General features: G+C 63.1%; 13 protein-coding genes. 6 read left to right on the top strand and 7 right to left on the bottom strand.

Annotation, left to right across the window (positions count from 1 at the left end):
* Nucleotides 1-61: 61 nt before the first annotated feature.
* The gene (locus tag BM382_RS13055; RefSeq protein WP_015634175.1) at nt 62-544 is read right to left on the bottom strand and encodes a glutathione peroxidase; all 483 of its coding nucleotides are present in this window, start codon (nt 542-544) and stop codon (nt 62-64) included.
* 121 nt (nt 545-665) lie between these two features.
* The gene (locus tag BM382_RS13050; RefSeq protein WP_011059294.1) at nt 666-1,151 is read right to left on the bottom strand and encodes an FKBP-type peptidyl-prolyl cis-trans isomerase; all 486 of its coding nucleotides are present in this window, start codon (nt 1,149-1,151) and stop codon (nt 666-668) included.
* Between BM382_RS13050 and BM382_RS13045 the strand changes: the two genes are divergently transcribed.
* The 3 genes from BM382_RS13045 to BM382_RS13035 are packed head-to-tail and all read left to right on the top strand — an operon-like array spanning nt 1,120 to nt 4,520.
* Nucleotides 1,120-1,458 (top strand): DUF3565 domain-containing protein, encoded by a 339-nt coding sequence (locus tag BM382_RS13045; protein ID WP_011059293.1) that lies wholly within the window; start codon nt 1,120-1,122, stop codon nt 1,456-1,458. The genes BM382_RS13050 and BM382_RS13045 overlap by 32 nt on opposite strands.
* Before the next feature lie 56 nt (nt 1,459-1,514).
* Nucleotides 1,515-3,614 (top strand): phosphate acetyltransferase, encoded by a 2,100-nt coding sequence (gene pta / locus BM382_RS13040; RefSeq protein WP_011059292.1) that lies wholly within the window; start codon nt 1,515-1,517, stop codon nt 3,612-3,614.
* Nucleotides 3,615-4,520, top strand: a complete 906-nt coding sequence (locus tag BM382_RS13035; RefSeq protein WP_015634172.1) for an acyltransferase — start codon at nt 3,615-3,617, stop codon at nt 4,518-4,520. It begins immediately after the preceding gene.
* 121 nt (nt 4,521-4,641) lie between these two features.
* Here BM382_RS13035 and cysN read toward each other — a convergent pair whose 3' ends face one another.
* The 3 genes from cysN to BM382_RS13020 form a co-directional block, all read right to left on the bottom strand.
* On the bottom strand, nt 4,642-6,540 hold the full coding sequence (gene cysN, locus BM382_RS13030; protein WP_011059290.1) for a sulfate adenylyltransferase subunit CysN: 1,899 nt from the start codon (nt 6,538-6,540) through the stop codon (nt 4,642-4,644).
* Between the two features lie 9 nt (nt 6,541-6,549).
* On the bottom strand, nt 6,550-7,467 hold the full coding sequence (gene cysD / locus BM382_RS13025) for a sulfate adenylyltransferase subunit CysD (RefSeq protein WP_011059289.1): 918 nt from the start codon (nt 7,465-7,467) through the stop codon (nt 6,550-6,552).
* A 224-nt stretch (nt 7,468-7,691) separates the two neighbouring features.
* Nucleotides 7,692-8,450: a Nif3-like dinuclear metal center hexameric protein gene (locus BM382_RS13020; RefSeq protein WP_019093347.1), complete on the bottom strand. Its 759-nt coding sequence runs from the start codon at nt 8,448-8,450 to the stop codon at nt 7,692-7,694.
* A 102-nt stretch (nt 8,451-8,552) separates the two neighbouring features.
* Here BM382_RS13020 and algW point away from each other — a divergent pair, with 102 nt between their 5' ends.
* The 3 genes from algW (at nt 8,553) to BM382_RS13005 (ending at nt 12,639) form a co-directional block, all read left to right on the top strand.
* Nucleotides 8,553-9,707 (top strand): Do family serine endopeptidase AlgW, encoded by a 1,155-nt coding sequence (gene algW, locus BM382_RS13015; RefSeq protein ID WP_011059287.1) that lies wholly within the window; start codon nt 8,553-8,555, stop codon nt 9,705-9,707.
* Between the two features lie 85 nt (nt 9,708-9,792).
* Nucleotides 9,793-11,898 (top strand): TonB-dependent siderophore receptor, encoded by a 2,106-nt coding sequence (locus BM382_RS13010; protein WP_011059286.1) that lies wholly within the window; start codon nt 9,793-9,795, stop codon nt 11,896-11,898.
* A 12-nt stretch (nt 11,899-11,910) separates the two neighbouring features.
* Nucleotides 11,911-12,639, top strand: a complete 729-nt coding sequence (locus BM382_RS13005) for a DUF4198 domain-containing protein (protein WP_011059285.1) — start codon at nt 11,911-11,913, stop codon at nt 12,637-12,639.
* 33 nt (nt 12,640-12,672) lie between these two features.
* On the opposite strand, the gene hisC is transcribed toward BM382_RS13005, so the two are convergent.
* Nucleotides 12,673-13,725: a histidinol-phosphate transaminase gene (gene hisC / locus BM382_RS13000; protein WP_011059284.1), complete on the bottom strand. Its 1,053-nt coding sequence runs from the start codon at nt 13,723-13,725 to the stop codon at nt 12,673-12,675.
* Between the two features lie 2 nt (nt 13,726-13,727).
* Nucleotides 13,728-15,056 (bottom strand): histidinol dehydrogenase, encoded by a 1,329-nt coding sequence (hisD, locus tag BM382_RS12995; RefSeq protein WP_011059283.1) that lies wholly within the window; start codon nt 15,054-15,056, stop codon nt 13,728-13,730.
* Between the last annotated feature and the right edge of the window lie 46 nt (nt 15,057-15,102).

Below are 15,102 nucleotides of genomic sequence, written 5' to 3'. Positions count from 1 at the left end.
GAGTGATTTAGATGCAAAAACGCCGCATTGAAGCGGCGTTAAACAAGGGCCCGGCGCGGGTTCAGCTCAAGGCTTTTTCAATCGCCTGGATCACTGTCGGATCATCGGGAGCGGTACGCGGCGAGAAACGCGCCAGTACCCGGCCGTCCTTGCCCAATAGGAATTTCTCGAAGTTCCAGGTGATGTCCCCGGGAAACTCGGCGCCTTCGCCCGCCAGCAGGCGGTACAGCTGATGGCGCTCGGGACCGTTCACGTCCAGTTTGCTGCTCAAGGGAAAGGTCACCCCGTAGTTGAGGCTGCAAAATTCCTGGATCTCCTGCTCGGTGCCCGGTTCCTGCCCGGCGAACTGGTTGCAAGGCAACCCCAGCACGCTGAATCCCTGGGCCTTGTATTGCTGGTAGAGATTCTCCAGCGCCGCATATTGTGGTGTCAGACCACATTTGGAGGCGACGTTGACCACCAGCACGACGTGCCCCTTGAAGGGCGCGAGCGGCAGCTCCTGACCATCCAGGGCTTTCAATTTAAGGTCGTGAAAAGCACTCATGACGAACTCCAAATTCCTGTGTTCTTACAGAAAATAGCCTCTCGACAGTACAGCCAAAAGCCGCGGACTAAAAAGGCGCCCTCGGGCGCCTCTCCAGTAAGCTTGAGCTTAGCGCAGAAAATCAGTGGTGATGGCCACCTTCGCCATGGACGTGACCATGAGCGATTTCTTCCTGGCTGGCGTCACGGATGGCAACGATCTTGACCTGGAAATTCAGGCGCTGACCGGCCAGCGGGTGGTTGCCGTCGACGGTAACGTCGTCGCCGTCCAGGTCACGGATAGTCACGATCTGCATCTGGCCGTCCGGAGCGGAAGCGTGGAACTGCATGCCCACTTCCAGTTCGTCGACGCCTTCGAACATGCTGCGGCTCAGGGTGCTGACCAGTTCGGCAGCGTATTCGCCGTAGGCATCTTCAGGTTCTACGGAGACTTTCAGTTCGTCACCAACTTGCTTGCCTTCCAGGGCCTTTTCCAGACCAGGAATGATGTTACCTGCGCCTTGCAGGTAAACCAGCGGGGCGCCGCCGGCAGAGCTGTCGATGACCTCACCAGCGTCGTTGGTGAGGGTATAGTCGATGGAGACAGCCTTATTGGCGGCGATCAGCATGGGGCGGGACCTTTTGCATAAGAATGAAGAACGTCCAAGTTTAGCGAAGCAATCGCTCGAAAGCGAACGGAACCCGGACCAACGGAACGTGAAAAATCACTCGACAATCTGCGGTTTTCACCAGGATGAAGAAGGCCATTGGGTGGCTGAACTGTCCTGCGGGCATACCCAGCACCTGCGCCACCAACCGCCCTGGCAGTCCCGGGCCTGGGTCCTGGAGCCGCAGTTGCGAGCCAAAAAAATAGGCCAGCGCTTTGCCTGCGGCTGGTGTGCTCAAGCCCCGGATAACGATAACCTTAGCGCCTGACTTCAGGCAGACGGCCAAAGACCGTCGCCTTTGCCATGCACCTTCTGAGAATTCGCATGCAAACTTTTTTCATCGCGCCCACCGATTTTGGAGTGGGTCTGACCTCCATCAGCCTCGGGCTGGTGCGTACCCTGGAACGGGCTGGCCTCAAGGTCGGCTTCTTCAAACCCATAGCCCAACCTCACCCCGGTGACACCGGCCCCGAGCGTTCCACCGAACTGGTGGCGCGCACCCATGGCCTGAAACCGCCACAACCCCTGGGCCTGGCCCATGTGGAGCGGATGCTCGGCGACGGCCAGCTGGATGAGTTGCTGGAAGAAATCATCACCCTCTACCAGCAGGCGGCCATCGGCAAGGATGTATTGATCGTCGAAGGCATGGTGCCGACCCGCAGCGCCAGCTACGCCGCCCGGGTCAATCTGCACCTGGCAAAAAGCCTGGATGCCGAGGTGATCCTGGTATCCGCCCCGGAAAACGAAGTGCTCACCGAGCTGTCCGGACGGGTCGAGTTGCAGGCCCAGCTGTTCGGCGGCCCGCGGGACCCGAAAGTGCTGGGGGTGATCCTCAACAAGGTGCGCACCGACGAAAGCATGGAGGCGTTTTCCGCGCGCTTGAAGGAACATTCGCCCTTGCTGCGCAGCGGCGACTTCCGCCTGCTGGGGTGCATCCCCTTCCAGCCGGAGCTCAATGCCCCGCGTACCCGGGACGTGGCCGACCTGATGGGCGCCCAGGTGCTCAACGCCGGCGACTACGAAAGCCGGCGCATGACCAAGATCATCATTTGCGCCCGCACCATGCGCAACACCGTGGAACTGCTCAAGCCCGGCGTGCTGGTGGTGACCCCGGGCGACCGTGACGACATCATCCTCGCCGTGAGCCTGGCGGCCATCAACGGTGTGCCCCTGGCCGGCCTGCTGCTGACCAGCGACACCCTGCCCGACCCGCGGATCATGGAGCTCTGCCGGGGCGCCCTGAACGCCGGCCTGCCAGTGCTTTCGGTGAGCACCGGGTCCTACGACACCGCCAACCAGCTCAATGGCCTGAACAAGGAAATTCCCATCGATGACCGCGAGCGAGCGGAAATCATCACCGACTTCGTCGCCAGTCATCTGGACGCCAACTGGCTGCACCAGCGCTGCGGCACCCCACGGGAAATGCGCCTGTCGCCGGCAGTGTTCCGCTATCAGTTGATCCAGCGGGCACAGGAAGCCAACAAGCGTATCGTCCTGCCCGAAGGCAGCGAGCCGCTGACCGTGCAGGCCGCCGCCATCTGCCAGGCCCGAGGCATCGCCCGCTGCGTGCTGCTGGCCAAGCCCGAGGACGTGCACGCGGTGGCCCGGGCCCAGGGCATCGAACTGCCCGAAGGCCTGGAGATTCTCGACCCGGACCTGATTCGCCAACGCTACGTGGAGCCCATGGTGGCCCTGCGCAAGAGCAAGAGCCTCAACGCTCCCATGGCCGAGCAGCAGCTGGAAGATCCGGTGGTGATCGGCACGGTGATGCTGGCCCTGGATGAAGTCGATGGCCTGGTTTCCGGGGTCATCCACTCCACTGCCAACACCATCCGCCCGGCCCTGCAGTTGATCAAGACCGCGCCGGGCTGCAGCCTGGTGTCCTCGGTGTTCTTCATGCTGTTCCCCGAGGAAGTGCTGGTGTATGGCGACTGCGTGATGAACCCGCACCCCAGCGCCAGCGAGCTGGCGGAAATCGCCCTGCAGAGCGCCGACTCGGCAGCCGCCTTCGGTATCACCCCGCGCGTGGCGATGATCAGCTACTCCAGCGGCGACTCGGCCAGCGGCGAGGAAGTGGAGAAAGTTCGCGAAGCCACCCTGCTGGCCCACGAAGCCCAGCGTTCGCTGCTGATCGACGGGCCCCTGCAATACGACGCCGCGGCCAACGAAAACGTCGCCCGGCAACTGGCCCCCAACAGCCAGGTCGCGGGCAAGGCCACGGTCTTCGTGTTCCCTGACCTCAACACCGGCAACACCACCCACAAGGCGGTGCAACGCAGCGCCGATTGCGTGAGCCTGGGGCCGATGCTGCAAGGCCTGCGCAAACCGGTGAACGACCTGCCCCGGGGCGCCCAGGTGGACGACATCGTCTACACCATCGCCCTGACCGCGATTCAAGCCGCCAACCGACCTATGGATGTCTAAATGCTGGAATTCCTACCTGCCGTGGTGCGCGGAATCATCGCCTCGCTCCTGTTGGCGCTGAACACCATCCTGCTGTGCTCGTTCCTGTTCTGCGTGGCGTTGGTCAAGGCCCTGCCGTTCGCCCTCACCCAGCGCTTGAGCCTGTGGCTGATGAACCACACCCACGAAGCCTGGATCAGCAACAACAAGGCCTGGATGCAGTTGGTATGCCGTACCCGTTGGCACGTGCAGGGCCTGGAAGGCCTGGATTACCAGCACTCCTACCTGGTCACCAGCAACCACCAGAGCTGGGTCGACATCATGGTCCTGCAGTACGTGCTCAACCGGCGTATCCGCCCCCTGAAGTTCTTCCTCAAGCAGGAGCTGATCTGGGTGCCGGTGATTGGTCTGGCCTGGTGGGCCCTGGGCTTTCCGTTCATGAAGCGCTACTCCAAGGCGTACCTGGAGAAGCACCCGGAAAAGAAAGGCAAGGACCTGGAAACCACGCGCAAGACCTGTGCGAAGTTTCGCAACAACCCGGTGGGCATCTTCAACTTCGTCGAGGGCACGCGCTTTACCGACGCCAAGCACGCCCAGCAGCAATCGCCGTTCCGCTACCTGCTCAAGCCCAAGGCCGGCGGCATCGCCTTTGTCCTGGATGCCATGGGCGAGCAACTGCAGTCGATCATCGATGTGACCATCCACTACCCGGCGGGCCGCCCCGGTTTCTGGGACCTGCTGTGCGGCAGGGTCAAGGATGTGGTGGTGCGTTTCGAAGAGGTGCAGATCCCAGCGCAGTTCCTTGGCAAGAACTACGAGCAGGACACGGCCTATCGCCAGGAATTCCAGGGCTGGATCAACCAGCAGTGGCTGGACAAGGATGCGCTGCTCGAAACGCTGCATCGGGAGTATCCGGCAAGACCCTGAGGGCCTTTTCGCTGGCAAGCCAGCTCCTGCGGGTCTGCACCCTACTTACCGGCGAACGCTATCTGAAGCGCACAAAAAAGCCCGCAGCCGATCACTCGGCTGCGGGCTTTTTTGCTATGGCTTAGATCGCGCCGCGGCTGCGCAACAGGTCCAGCACCTGCTTGACGCTTTCTTCCAGCGACAGCGACTGGGTGTCGATCACCAGATCGGCATTGAGCGGCACGTCATAGGGGAAGGACTCGCCCGGGATGTTATCCCCGCCGGCCGCGTACAGGCCCTGCGGATCACGCTCGGCGCACACCGCAGGCGATGCCTGGACGTAGACCGTCAGCAGACGCTCCTTGCCGATCAGGTCCTTGGCCTGCTCGCGCCCTTCGGCACTCGGTGCCACGAACGCCGCCAGGGTCAGCAGCCCGGCTTCGTTGAACTGACGGGCCACATGGGCCGCGCGCCGCCAGTTCTCGGTACGCCCGGCACGGTCCTGGGGCAGGCCCTTGTTCAGGTCATGCCGCAGGTTCTGGCCATCGAGCACATACACCGCGCGCCCCATGTCGAACAGCTTGCGCTCGACCGCGTAGGCCAGGGTGCTCTTGCCCGCACCCGACAGGCCGCTGAACAGCACGGTAGCCGGTTGCTGGCCGAAACGCTGGGCACGCTCTTCGGTGGCTACATGAGCCAGCTTGCCGTGTTGGGTGACGCTGCCATGGGCCACCGGCTGGGCGATGATCATGCCGGCGCCGACGGTGCCGTTGGTCAAGCGGTCGATGACGATGAAAGCACCGGTGGTGCGATTGCTTTCGTAACCATCCAGGGCAATCGGCGCGTCGAGGCTGATCTTGACCTTGCCGATCTCGTTCAGTTGCAGCGCGCTGGCCGCGCCCTCTTCCAGGGTGTTCACATCGACCTTGTGATGGATGCTGGCAATCGAGCCCGGCACATAGCTGGTGGCGCGCTTGATGTCGTACTTCTTGCCCGGCAGCATCGGCTCTTCGGCCATCCATACCAGCATGGCTTCGAAGCTGTCGGTGACCGGCGGCACGTTGTCGGCATGCACCAGCAGGTCGCCGCGGGAGATATCGATTTCATCTTCCATGGTCAGGGTCACGGCCTGGCCCGGGCCGGCCTGCTCCAGTTCACCTTCGAAGGTGACAATGGACTTGACCCGGCTGCTCTTGCCCGACGGCAACACGACGATCTCGTCGCCCTTGTGCACGATGCCGCTGGCCAGGGTGCCGGCAAAACCACGGAAGTTCAGGTTCGGACGGTTGACGTACTGCACCGGGAAACGCAGGTCGGTGAAGTTGCGGTCGCCGGCCACTTCCACGGTCTCGAGGATTTCCATCAGCGACTGGCCGGTGTACCAGGGCGAGCGCTCGCTCTTGTTCACCACGTTGTCGCCCTTGAGCGCCGACATTGGCACGAAGTGCAGGCTGGTGGGCTGCAGCTTCAGGCCCTTGGCGAACTTCAGGTAGTCGGCCTTGATCGATTCGAACACGCCTTCATCGAAGTCCTTGAGGTCCATCTTGTTGATGGCCACGACGATGTGCTTGATGCCCAGCAGGGAGGCGATGAAGCTGTGGCGACGGGTCTGGGTCTGCACGCCGTAGCGGGCGTCCACCAGGATGATCGCCAGGTCACAGGTGGATGCACCGGTGGCCATGTTGCGGGTGTACTGCTCATGGCCGGGGGTGTCGGCGATGATGAACTTGCGCTTGGCGGTGGAGAAATAGCGGTAGGCGACATCGATGGTGATGCCCTGCTCACGCTCGGCCTGCAGGCCGTCGACCAGCAACGCCAGGTCGATGTCGTCACCAGTGGTGCCGACCTTCTTCGAGTCCCGGGTGATGGCTTCCAGATGGTCTTCGTAGATCATCTTCGAGTCGTGCAGCAGGCGCCCGATCAGGGTGCTCTTGCCGTCGTCGACGTTACCGCAGGTCAAAAAGCGCAGCAGCTCCTTGCGTTCGTGCTGGCCCAGGTACGCGAGGATGTCCTCGCTGATCAAATCAGATTGATGCGACATGACAGCCCCTTAGAAATAACCTTGACGTTTCTTGTCTTCCATTGAGCCGGCGCCATCGTGGTCGATGACCCGGCCCTGGCGCTCGGAAGTTCGCGTCAGGAGCATTTCCTGGATGATGTCCGTCAGGCTCTCGGCCTCGGACTCCACCGCGCCCGTCAACGGGTAGCAGCCAAGGGTACGGAAACGTACTTTCTTTTTGACGATGCGGGCTTTCTCTTCATCGGACAGATGCTCGAGGATGCGCTCGTCATCGATCATGATCAGGGTGCCGTTCTTCTCGATCACTTCACGCTCGGCGGCGAAGTACAGCGGCACGATCGGGATGCCTTCGAGGTAGATGTACTGCCAGATGTCCAGCTCGGTCCAGTTGGACAGGGGGAACACACGGATCGACTCGCCCTTGTTGACCTTGCCGTTGTAGACGTTCCACAGCTCGGGGCGCTGGTTCTTCGGGTCCCAGCGGTGCTTGCTGTCGCGGAACGAGTAGACGCGCTCCTTGGCGCGGGACTTCTCTTCATCGCGGCGGGCACCGCCGAACGCGGCGTCGAAACCATGTTTGTCCAGAGCCTGCTTGAGGCCCTCGGTCTTCATGATGTCGGTGTGCTTGGCACTGCCGTGGGTGAAAGGGTTGATGCCCTGGGCCACGCCATCCGGGTTGACGTGGGTGATCAGGTCCAGGCCCAGCTCTTCGACCATGCGGTCGCGGAACTTGTACATTTCCTGGAATTTCCACTGGGTATCGACGTGCATCACCGGGAACGGCAGCTTGCCGGGGAAGAACGCCTTGCGAGCCAGATGCAACATCACGGCGGAGTCTTTACCGATGGAGTACAGCATCACCGGGTTGTCGAACTCGGCGGCCACCTCGCGGATGATGTGGATGCTTTCCGCCTCCAGCTGTTTCAGATGCGTCAGTTTGTCGACCATGGCTACTCACGAAAGCTTTCTTATGGACGGCCATCGGGCCGTGTTCGAGCGGGGCATGCTAGCACAGCGACCTGCTTCTAATCAGGGAGCCAACTAGAACGAAACGGTATATGAATATACCGCTCCGTTAGGCCCCAGGCGCCGCTCTGCAGGAGCTGGCTTGCCAGCGAAGGCGCTTTCAAGCGCACCTTCGGGCTGACCGGCAAGCCGGCTCCTGCCGGGGGTCAGATGGGGTTGGGGCAATCGATGAACAGGTGCTCCAGGGCAAAGCGCCGGGCCAGGTAGTCACCCAGGGCCTGGACGCCATAACGCTCGGTGGCGTGATGGCCGGCGGCAATGAAGCTGATGTCGTTTTCCCGGGCACTGTGGAAGGTCTGCTCCGAGGCTTCGCCACTGAGGTACAGGTCGACGCCGGCCTGCACCGCCTGGTCGATGTAGCCCTGGCCGCCACCGGTGCACCAGCCGACCCGACGGATCATCTCGCTGCCTTCGATCAGCAGCGGCTCTCGCCCCATTGCCTCTTGCACCCGGCGGGCAAAGTCCCGCGCGGTCATCGGCTCGCCGAGGGAACCAACCAGGCCGACGACCTTGGGGTTTTCCGGGTCCAGCGGGCCTTCCACGGTGATGTCCAGCTGACGGGCCAGTTGCACGTTGTTGCCCACTTCCGGGTGCAGGTCCAGGGGCAAGTGATAGGCCAGCAGGCTGATGTCGTGCTTGAGCAGGGTTTTCAGCCTACGCTGCTTCATGCCGGTGATGCAGGGGTTCTCGCCCTTCCAGAAGTAGCCGTGATGCACCAGCACCAGGTCGGCCTTGGCCTCCACCGCAGCGTCCAGCAACGCCTGGCTGGCGGTCACGCCACTGACGATGCGCATCACCTGCGGGCGCCCTTCGACCTGCAGGCCATTGGGGCAGTAATCGGCAATACGTGAACTGCCCAGGTAACGGTCCGCTTCTTCCACCAGTGTGCTCAGGGCAACGGCCATAAAAGACTCCTAAATATCCCGTTCAGAGGCACGCGCGGCCTCGTATAATGCGCGACATTATGGGCCGTGCGCAGCCCTTCGTAACCACCCAGGACTTGCTCAATGCTCAAGGCTCTGCGTTTTTTTGGCTGGCCGCTACTGGCCGGCGTGCTTATCGCGTTGTTGATTATCCAGCGCTACCCGCAATGGGTGGGCCTGCCCAGCCTCGACGTCAATCTGCAGCAAGCCCCGCAAACCACCAGCACGCAACAGGGGCCGGTGTCCTACGCCGACGCCGTGGTGATCGCCGCGCCCGCGGTGGTCAACCTGTACACCACCAAGGTCATCAACAAGCCGGCTCACCCGCTCTTTGAAGACCCGCAGTTCCGGCGCTTCTTCGGCGACAACCTGCCCAAGCAGCAGCGCATGGAATCGAGCCTGGGTTCGGGGGTGATCATGAGCCCCGAGGGCTACCTGCTGACCAACAACCATGTGACCTCCGGTGCCGAGCAAATAGTGGTGGCACTCAAGGACGGCCGCGAGACCCTGGCCCGGGTGATCGGCAGCGATCCGGAAACCGACCTGGCGGTGCTCAAGATCGACTTGAAGAACCTGCCTTCGATCACCGTCGGCCGTTCGGAAAACGTCCGCGTCGGCGACGTCGCGCTGGCCATCGGCAACCCGTTCGGGGTCGGCCAGACCGTGACCATGGGCATCATCAGTGCCACCGGGCGCAACCAGCTGGGCCTGAACAACTACGAAGACTTCATCCAGACCGACGCCGCGATCAACCCGGGCAACTCCGGTGGCGCCCTGGTGGACGCCAACGGCAACCTGACCGGGATCAACACCGCGATCTTCTCCAAGTCCGGCGGCTCCCAGGGCATCGGTTTTGCGATCCCGATCAAGCTGGCCATGGAAGTGATGAAGTCGATCATCGAGCACGGCCAGGTCATCCGCGGCTGGCTGGGGATCGAAGTGCAACCCTTGACCCAGGAGCTGGCAGAGTCCTTCGGCCTGGCCGGGCGCCCAGGAATCGTGGTGGCGGGGATCTTCCGCGACGGCCCGGCGCAGAAAGCCGGGATGCAACTGGGTGACGTGATCCTCAGTATCGATGGCGAACCTGCCGGCGACGGCCGGCGTTCGATGAACCAGGTGGCGCGGATCAAACCGACGGACAAAGTCTCGATCCTGGTCATGCGCAACGGCAAGGAACTCAAGCTGACGGCAGAAATCGGCCTGCGACCACCGCCCGCGCCCGTCAAAGAAGAAGAGTGAAGCTGGGCCCGGCCACGCCGGGCTAACAGCATACATTCTCATTAGTCATGTTATATTGTTTCAATATCGCTATTGGAACAGCCCCATGACGTCCCGAAGAATCCTCCCCTTGGCAGGCCTGACCCTGGGCCTGCTGGCAGATCCGCTGCTGGCCAAAGAACCTGAGCCGCTGGAACTTGAAACCACCCGTATCAGCACCGAATACGAATCCGCCACGGGCCCGGTCAAGGGCTATCGGGCCACACGCTCGGCCAGCGCGACGAAGACCGATACGGCGATCCGCGACATTCCCCAATCCATCAGCGTGATCCCCGCCAGCGTGCTCAAGGACCTGGGCAGCAACAACGTCGAACGCGCCCTGGAGTTTGCCGGCGGGGTTTCCAAGCAGAACAACTTCGGCGGGCTGACCCTGTATGAATACAGCGTGCGCGGCTTCACCACCTCGGAGTTCTACAAGGACGGCTTCAGCGCCAACCGCGGCTATCCCAGTACCCCGGACGCCGCCACTGTCGAGCGCATCGAAGTGCTCAAGGGGCCGGCCGCCAGCCTCTACGGCCGTGGCGACCCCGGCGGCACGGTGAATATCGTCACCAAGAAACCCCAGCCCGAAGCCTTCGCGACCTTGCAGACCAGTGCTGGCAGCTGGGACCGCTACCGCACCGCCCTGGACCTCAACACCCCGCTGGATGCCCAGGGCAACCTGCTGTCCCGAGTCAACCTGGCCGTGGAGGACAACCACAGCTTTCGCGACCACGTGGACAGCCGCCGGGTGTTCGTCGCGCCTTCCTTCAGCTGGCAGTTGAACCCGGACACCAGCCTGCTGCTGGAAAGCGAATGGGTGCGCCACAGCTCGACCTTCGACCGCGGCATCGTGGCCCCGAACAATCGCTGGAGCGGCGTCTCCCGCTCGACCTTCCTCGGCGAACCCGATGACGGCAACATCGACAACCACAACAACATGCTCCAGGCCACCCTGGAACACCACCTCAATGACAGCTGGAAACTGCGTCTGGCCAGCCACTACAAGGAAGGCAAGCTCTGGGGCTTCGCCTCCGAAACCCGACCGCTGAACGCCGACCGGCACACGGTCAACCGGCGCTACCGCGAGCGGGACAACAACTGGCATGACAGCATCACCCAGCTGGAACTGCGCGGCCTGTTCGACCTCGGCAGTTGGCAGCATGAACTGCTGATCGGCAGCGAATACGAGAACTACCGCAAGAACGAGCGGGTCACCAGCATTGCCGGCGGCGCCTATGCCATCGATATCTACGACCCGATCTACGGTCAGGCCAAGCCCAACGGCAAACGCTCTGGCACGGACTTTTTCGAGCATGTCGAAAGCCAGGCCCTCAACCTGCAGGACCAGATCATCTTCACTGACCGCCTGCGAGGCATGGTCGGCGCCCGCTTTGAACACTTCGAGCAAAAGATCGACGACCACACCACCGGCAAGCGCAGCCGCCAGAACCACGATGCCCTGACCCAGCGCGCCGGCCTGCTCTACCAACTGACCCCGCAGGTGGGGCTGTTCGCCAACGCCTCCACCTCGTTCAAGCCCAACAATGGGCTGGATGCGGGCGGCAAGACCTTCAAGCCCGAGGAAGGCGTCGGCTATGAAGTGGGGATCAAGAGCGAGCTGTTCGACGAACGCTTGAGCGCCACCCTCGCCGCCTTCCATATCGACAAGGAAAACGTCCTGGCCCTGGACCCCGGCACCGACGCCAGCCGCGCCGTGGGCAAGGCCCGCAGCCAGGGCTTCGACCTGCAGTTCAGCGGCCAGTTGACCGACGCGGTGCGCGTGATAGGCGCCTATGCGCTGATTGATGCGCAAGTCACCAAGGGCGACCCGGCAATCCCCGCCGGCAGCCGCATTCTCGGCGTGGCCAAGCACAGCGCCAGCCTGCTGGGGGTCTATGAATTCCAGGACGGCCGGCTCAAGGGCTCGGACATCGGCGCAGCCCTGACCTATGTCGGCGACCGCTCGGGCGAGGCCGGAGGCAGCTTCGAGCTGCCCGCCTACCGCACCCTGGACCTGCTGGCCCACTACAAGGCCAGCGACAACCTGACCCTGGGCCTGAACCTGAACAACCTGTTCGACGAGAAGTACTACGAACGCTCCTACAGCAACTACTGGGTCAATCCCGGCGAACCGCGCAATTTCACCCTCAGCCTCACACTCAACCTGTAGAAGAGAGCCGCCATGCACAGCCTCAAATCCATTGCCCTGCTGGGCCTGCTCGCCACACTGGGCGCCACCCAGGCCTCGGCCCACGGCCTGTGGACCGAACAACGACGCGGCAATATCGAAGTGATCTACGGCCACGGCGCCGAAGACGACGCCTTCAAGGCCAAGAAAATCAGCGGTGCCTGGGCCTATGACGGCGCGGCCAGAATGATTCCGGTGACCGTGCAACGCCTGGCGGACCACGCACGCCTGCAACCGCTCAAACCACCGGCGGTACTGGCCGTGGCACTGGACAACGGCCCCTGGTCGCAAACCGCGGACAAGCGCTGGGTCAACCAGGGTCGCAGCAAGGTCCCGGGGGCCATTGCCTCGACTCACACCTACAAGTACAGCCTGGCGATCTATCAACCGGGAGCGAAGCTGCCCAAGCTGGAACAGCTCAAGCTGGTGATCCTGCCGGAAGTCGACCCGCTGACCGTCGGCCCGGGCAAAAACCTGCCGGTGCGGGTGCTGCTGGATGGGCAGCCGGTGGCCGGGGTGAAGTTGATTGGCGATTACCGCAATGCACCGAGCACCCTGAGCACCGAGACCGATGCCCAGGGACGTGCCCAAGTGCTGGTGAGGAACGAAGGCTTGAACGTGATTGCCGCAGAGCTGGAGGTAGCGCTCAAGGACAACCCGGATGTGGCCTCACGCGGCCTGTTCAGCTCCCTGACTTTCCTCGGCGAGCCGCACCACGAATAAAGGTACGGCCACCTCGGAAGCCAGGCGCCTGGACTACAGCTCGCCCAGGCCGTCGATCAGCGCCTGGTTCTGTTCCTGTGTGCCGATGCTGATCCGCAGGAACTGAGCGATCCGCTGCTGCTTGAAGTGGCGCACTATCACCCCTTGCTCGCGCAGCTTGGCCGCCAGGCCGGCTGCGTCGTGCCGCGGGTGGCGGGCAAAGATGAAGTTGGCCGCCGACGGCAGCACTTCGAAGCCTTTGGCCTGCAACTGCGCCACCACCCATTCGCGACTGTCGATCACTTGCTGGCAGGTCTTGGCGAAGTACTCGCGGTCCTCGAAAGCCGCCGCCGCTCCGACTATCGCCAGGCGATCCAGCGGGTAGGAGTTGAAGCTGTTCTTGACCCGCTCCAGGGCCTCGATCAGATCCGGGTGCCCTACCGCCAGGCCCACTCGCAAGCCGGCCAGGGAGCGCGACTTGGACAGGGTCTGGGTCACCAGCAGGTTCGGGTAGCGATCCACCAGGCTGATGGCGGTCTGGCCGCCGAAGTCGATGTAGGCCTCATCCACCACCACCACGGAATCCGGGCTGGCCTTGAGGATCTGCTCCACCGCATCCAGGGCCAACAGGCAGCCGGTGGGCGCATTCGGGTTGGGGAAGATGATCCCGCCGTTGGGCCTGGCGTAGTCGGCCACGCGGATCTGGAACTGCTCGTCCAGCGGCACCGCTTCGTGCTCGATGCCGTACAGGCCGCAATACACCGGGTAGAAGCTGTAGCTGATGTCCGGGAACAGCAGCGGTTTTTCCTGCTGCAGCAGGCCGTGAAAAATGTGCGCCAGGACTTCGTCGGAACCGTTGCCGAGGAACACCTGGTTACCCTGCACCCCGTAGTAACTGGCTACCGCCTGCTTGAGCAGGTCACTGTTGGGGTCCGGGTACAGGCGCAGGTTGTCGTTGAGTTCGGCCTGCATCGCCGCCAGGGCCCTGGGCGACGGGCCATAGGGGTTTTCATTGGTGTTGAGCTTGACCAGCTTGGTCAGCTTGGGTTGTTCGCCCGGCACGTAGGGCACCAGGTTCTTGACGAACGGACTCCAGAATTTGCTCATGTTCATTGCCCCTGATCTTGGTCGTCGACGATGCGGTATTCGGCGCTGCGGGCGTGGGCGGTCAGCGACTCGCCACGGGCCAGCACCGAGGCGGTGCGGCCCAGTTCAGAGGCGCCCTGCTCGGAGCAGAAGATGATCGACGAACGTTTCTGGAAGTCATACACCCCCAGCGGCGACGAGAAACGCGCGGTGCCGGAAGTCGGCAGCACGTGGTTCGGCCCGGCGCAGTAATCCCCCAGCGCTTCGCTGGTGTGGCGGCCCATGAAGATCGCCCCGGCGTGGCGGATCTGCGGCAGCCAGGCTTGCGGATCGGCCACGGACAGCTCCAGGTGCTCGGGGGCAATGCGGTTGGCCACTTCAATGGCTTGCTGCATGTCGCGGACCTTGATCAGGGCTCCACGGCCATTGATCGAGGTGTTGATGATTTCCGCGCGCTCCATGGTTGGCAGCAGCTTGGCGATGCTTGCCGCGACTTTATCCAGGAACTCGGCATCCGGGCTGACCAGGATCGCCTGGGCGTCTTCGTCGTGCTCGGCCTGGGAGAACAGGTCCATGGCGATCCAGTCCGGGTCGGTCTGGCCGTCGCAGACCACCAGGATCTCCGACGGGCCGGCGATCATGTCGATGCCGACCTGGCCGAACACGTGGCGCTTGGCGGTGGCTACATAGATGTTGCCCGGGCCGACAACCTTGTCCACCTGGGGCACGCTTTCGGTGCCGTAGGCCAGCGCGGCCACGGCCTGGGCGCCGCCGATGGTGAACACCCGATCGACCCCGGCGATGCAGGCGGCAGCCAGTACCAGTTCGTTGACCTCGCCACGCGGGGTCGGCACCACCATCACCACCTCGGTAACGCCCGCCACCTTGGCCGGAATCGCGTTCATCAGCACCGACGACGGGTAGGACGCCTTGCCCCCCGGTACGTACAGCCCGGCGCGGTCCAGCGGCGTGACCTTCTGGCCCAGCACCGTGCCGTCGGCCTCGGTGTAGGTCCAGGAGTCCTGTTTCTGCTTCTCGTGGTAGCTGCGCACCCGCGCCGCGGCCTTTTCCAGGGCTTCGCGCTGGGCCACGGTGATCCGGGTCAGGGCCAGCTCCAGGCGCTCGCGCGGCAGGATCAGGTCTGCCATGGAGGCCACTTGCAAGCCGTCGAAACGCTGGGTGAACTCCACCAGCGCCGCATCGCCGCGCTCGCGCACGGCCTTGATGATGTCCAGCACCCGCTGATTGACCGAATCGTCAGAGACACTTTCCCAGCTCAGCAGATGATCCAGATGACGGGCGAAATCCGGGTCGGCAGCGTTGAGTCGGCGAATTGCAGTCGGAGCGGTCATAGCGAAGGCCTCAATGATTGGCGAATGCACAAAAGGGCAAGCTTGG

This window comes from Pseudomonas sp. NFPP25 (assembly GCF_900116505.1).
GTDB lineage: Bacteria > Pseudomonadota > Gammaproteobacteria > Pseudomonadales > Pseudomonadaceae > Aquipseudomonas > Aquipseudomonas protegens.
Note: the sequence above shows the minus strand (reverse complement) of the source record. Positions and strands in the feature narration are given on the sequence as shown.

Bases quoted from the DNA above. Each gene is read 5' to 3' on its own strand.
- hisC (WP_011059284.1), bottom strand. From the start codon at position 13,725: ATGAGCAAATTCTGGAGTCCGTTCGTCAAGAACCTGGTGCCCTACGTG.
- pta (WP_011059292.1), top strand. From the start codon at position 1,515: ATGCAAACTTTTTTCATCGCGCCCACCGATTTTGGAGTGGGTCTGACC.
- BM382_RS13020 (WP_019093347.1), bottom strand. From the start codon at position 8,450: ATGGCCGTTGCCCTGAGCACACTGGTGGAAGAAGCGGACCGTTACCTG.
- BM382_RS13010 (WP_011059286.1), top strand. From the start codon at position 9,793: ATGACGTCCCGAAGAATCCTCCCCTTGGCAGGCCTGACCCTGGGCCTG.
- BM382_RS13005 (WP_011059285.1), top strand. From the start codon at position 11,911: ATGCACAGCCTCAAATCCATTGCCCTGCTGGGCCTGCTCGCCACACTG.
- cysD (WP_011059289.1), bottom strand. From the start codon at position 7,467: ATGGTCGACAAACTGACGCATCTGAAACAGCTGGAGGCGGAAAGCATC.
- algW (WP_011059287.1), top strand. From the start codon at position 8,553: ATGCTCAAGGCTCTGCGTTTTTTTGGCTGGCCGCTACTGGCCGGCGTG.
- BM382_RS13035 (WP_015634172.1), top strand. From the start codon at position 3,615: ATGCTGGAATTCCTACCTGCCGTGGTGCGCGGAATCATCGCCTCGCTC.
- BM382_RS13055 (WP_015634175.1), bottom strand. From the start codon at position 544: ATGAGTGCTTTTCACGACCTTAAATTGAAAGCCCTGGATGGTCAGGAG.
- hisD (WP_011059283.1), bottom strand. From the start codon at position 15,056: ATGACCGCTCCGACTGCAATTCGCCGACTCAACGCTGCCGACCCGGAT.
- BM382_RS13050 (WP_011059294.1), bottom strand. From the start codon at position 1,151: ATGCTGATCGCCGCCAATAAGGCTGTCTCCATCGACTATACCCTCACC.
- BM382_RS13045 (WP_011059293.1), top strand. From the start codon at position 1,120: ATGGAGACAGCCTTATTGGCGGCGATCAGCATGGGGCGGGACCTTTTG.
- cysN (WP_011059290.1), bottom strand. From the start codon at position 6,540: ATGTCGCATCAATCTGATTTGATCAGCGAGGACATCCTCGCGTACCTG.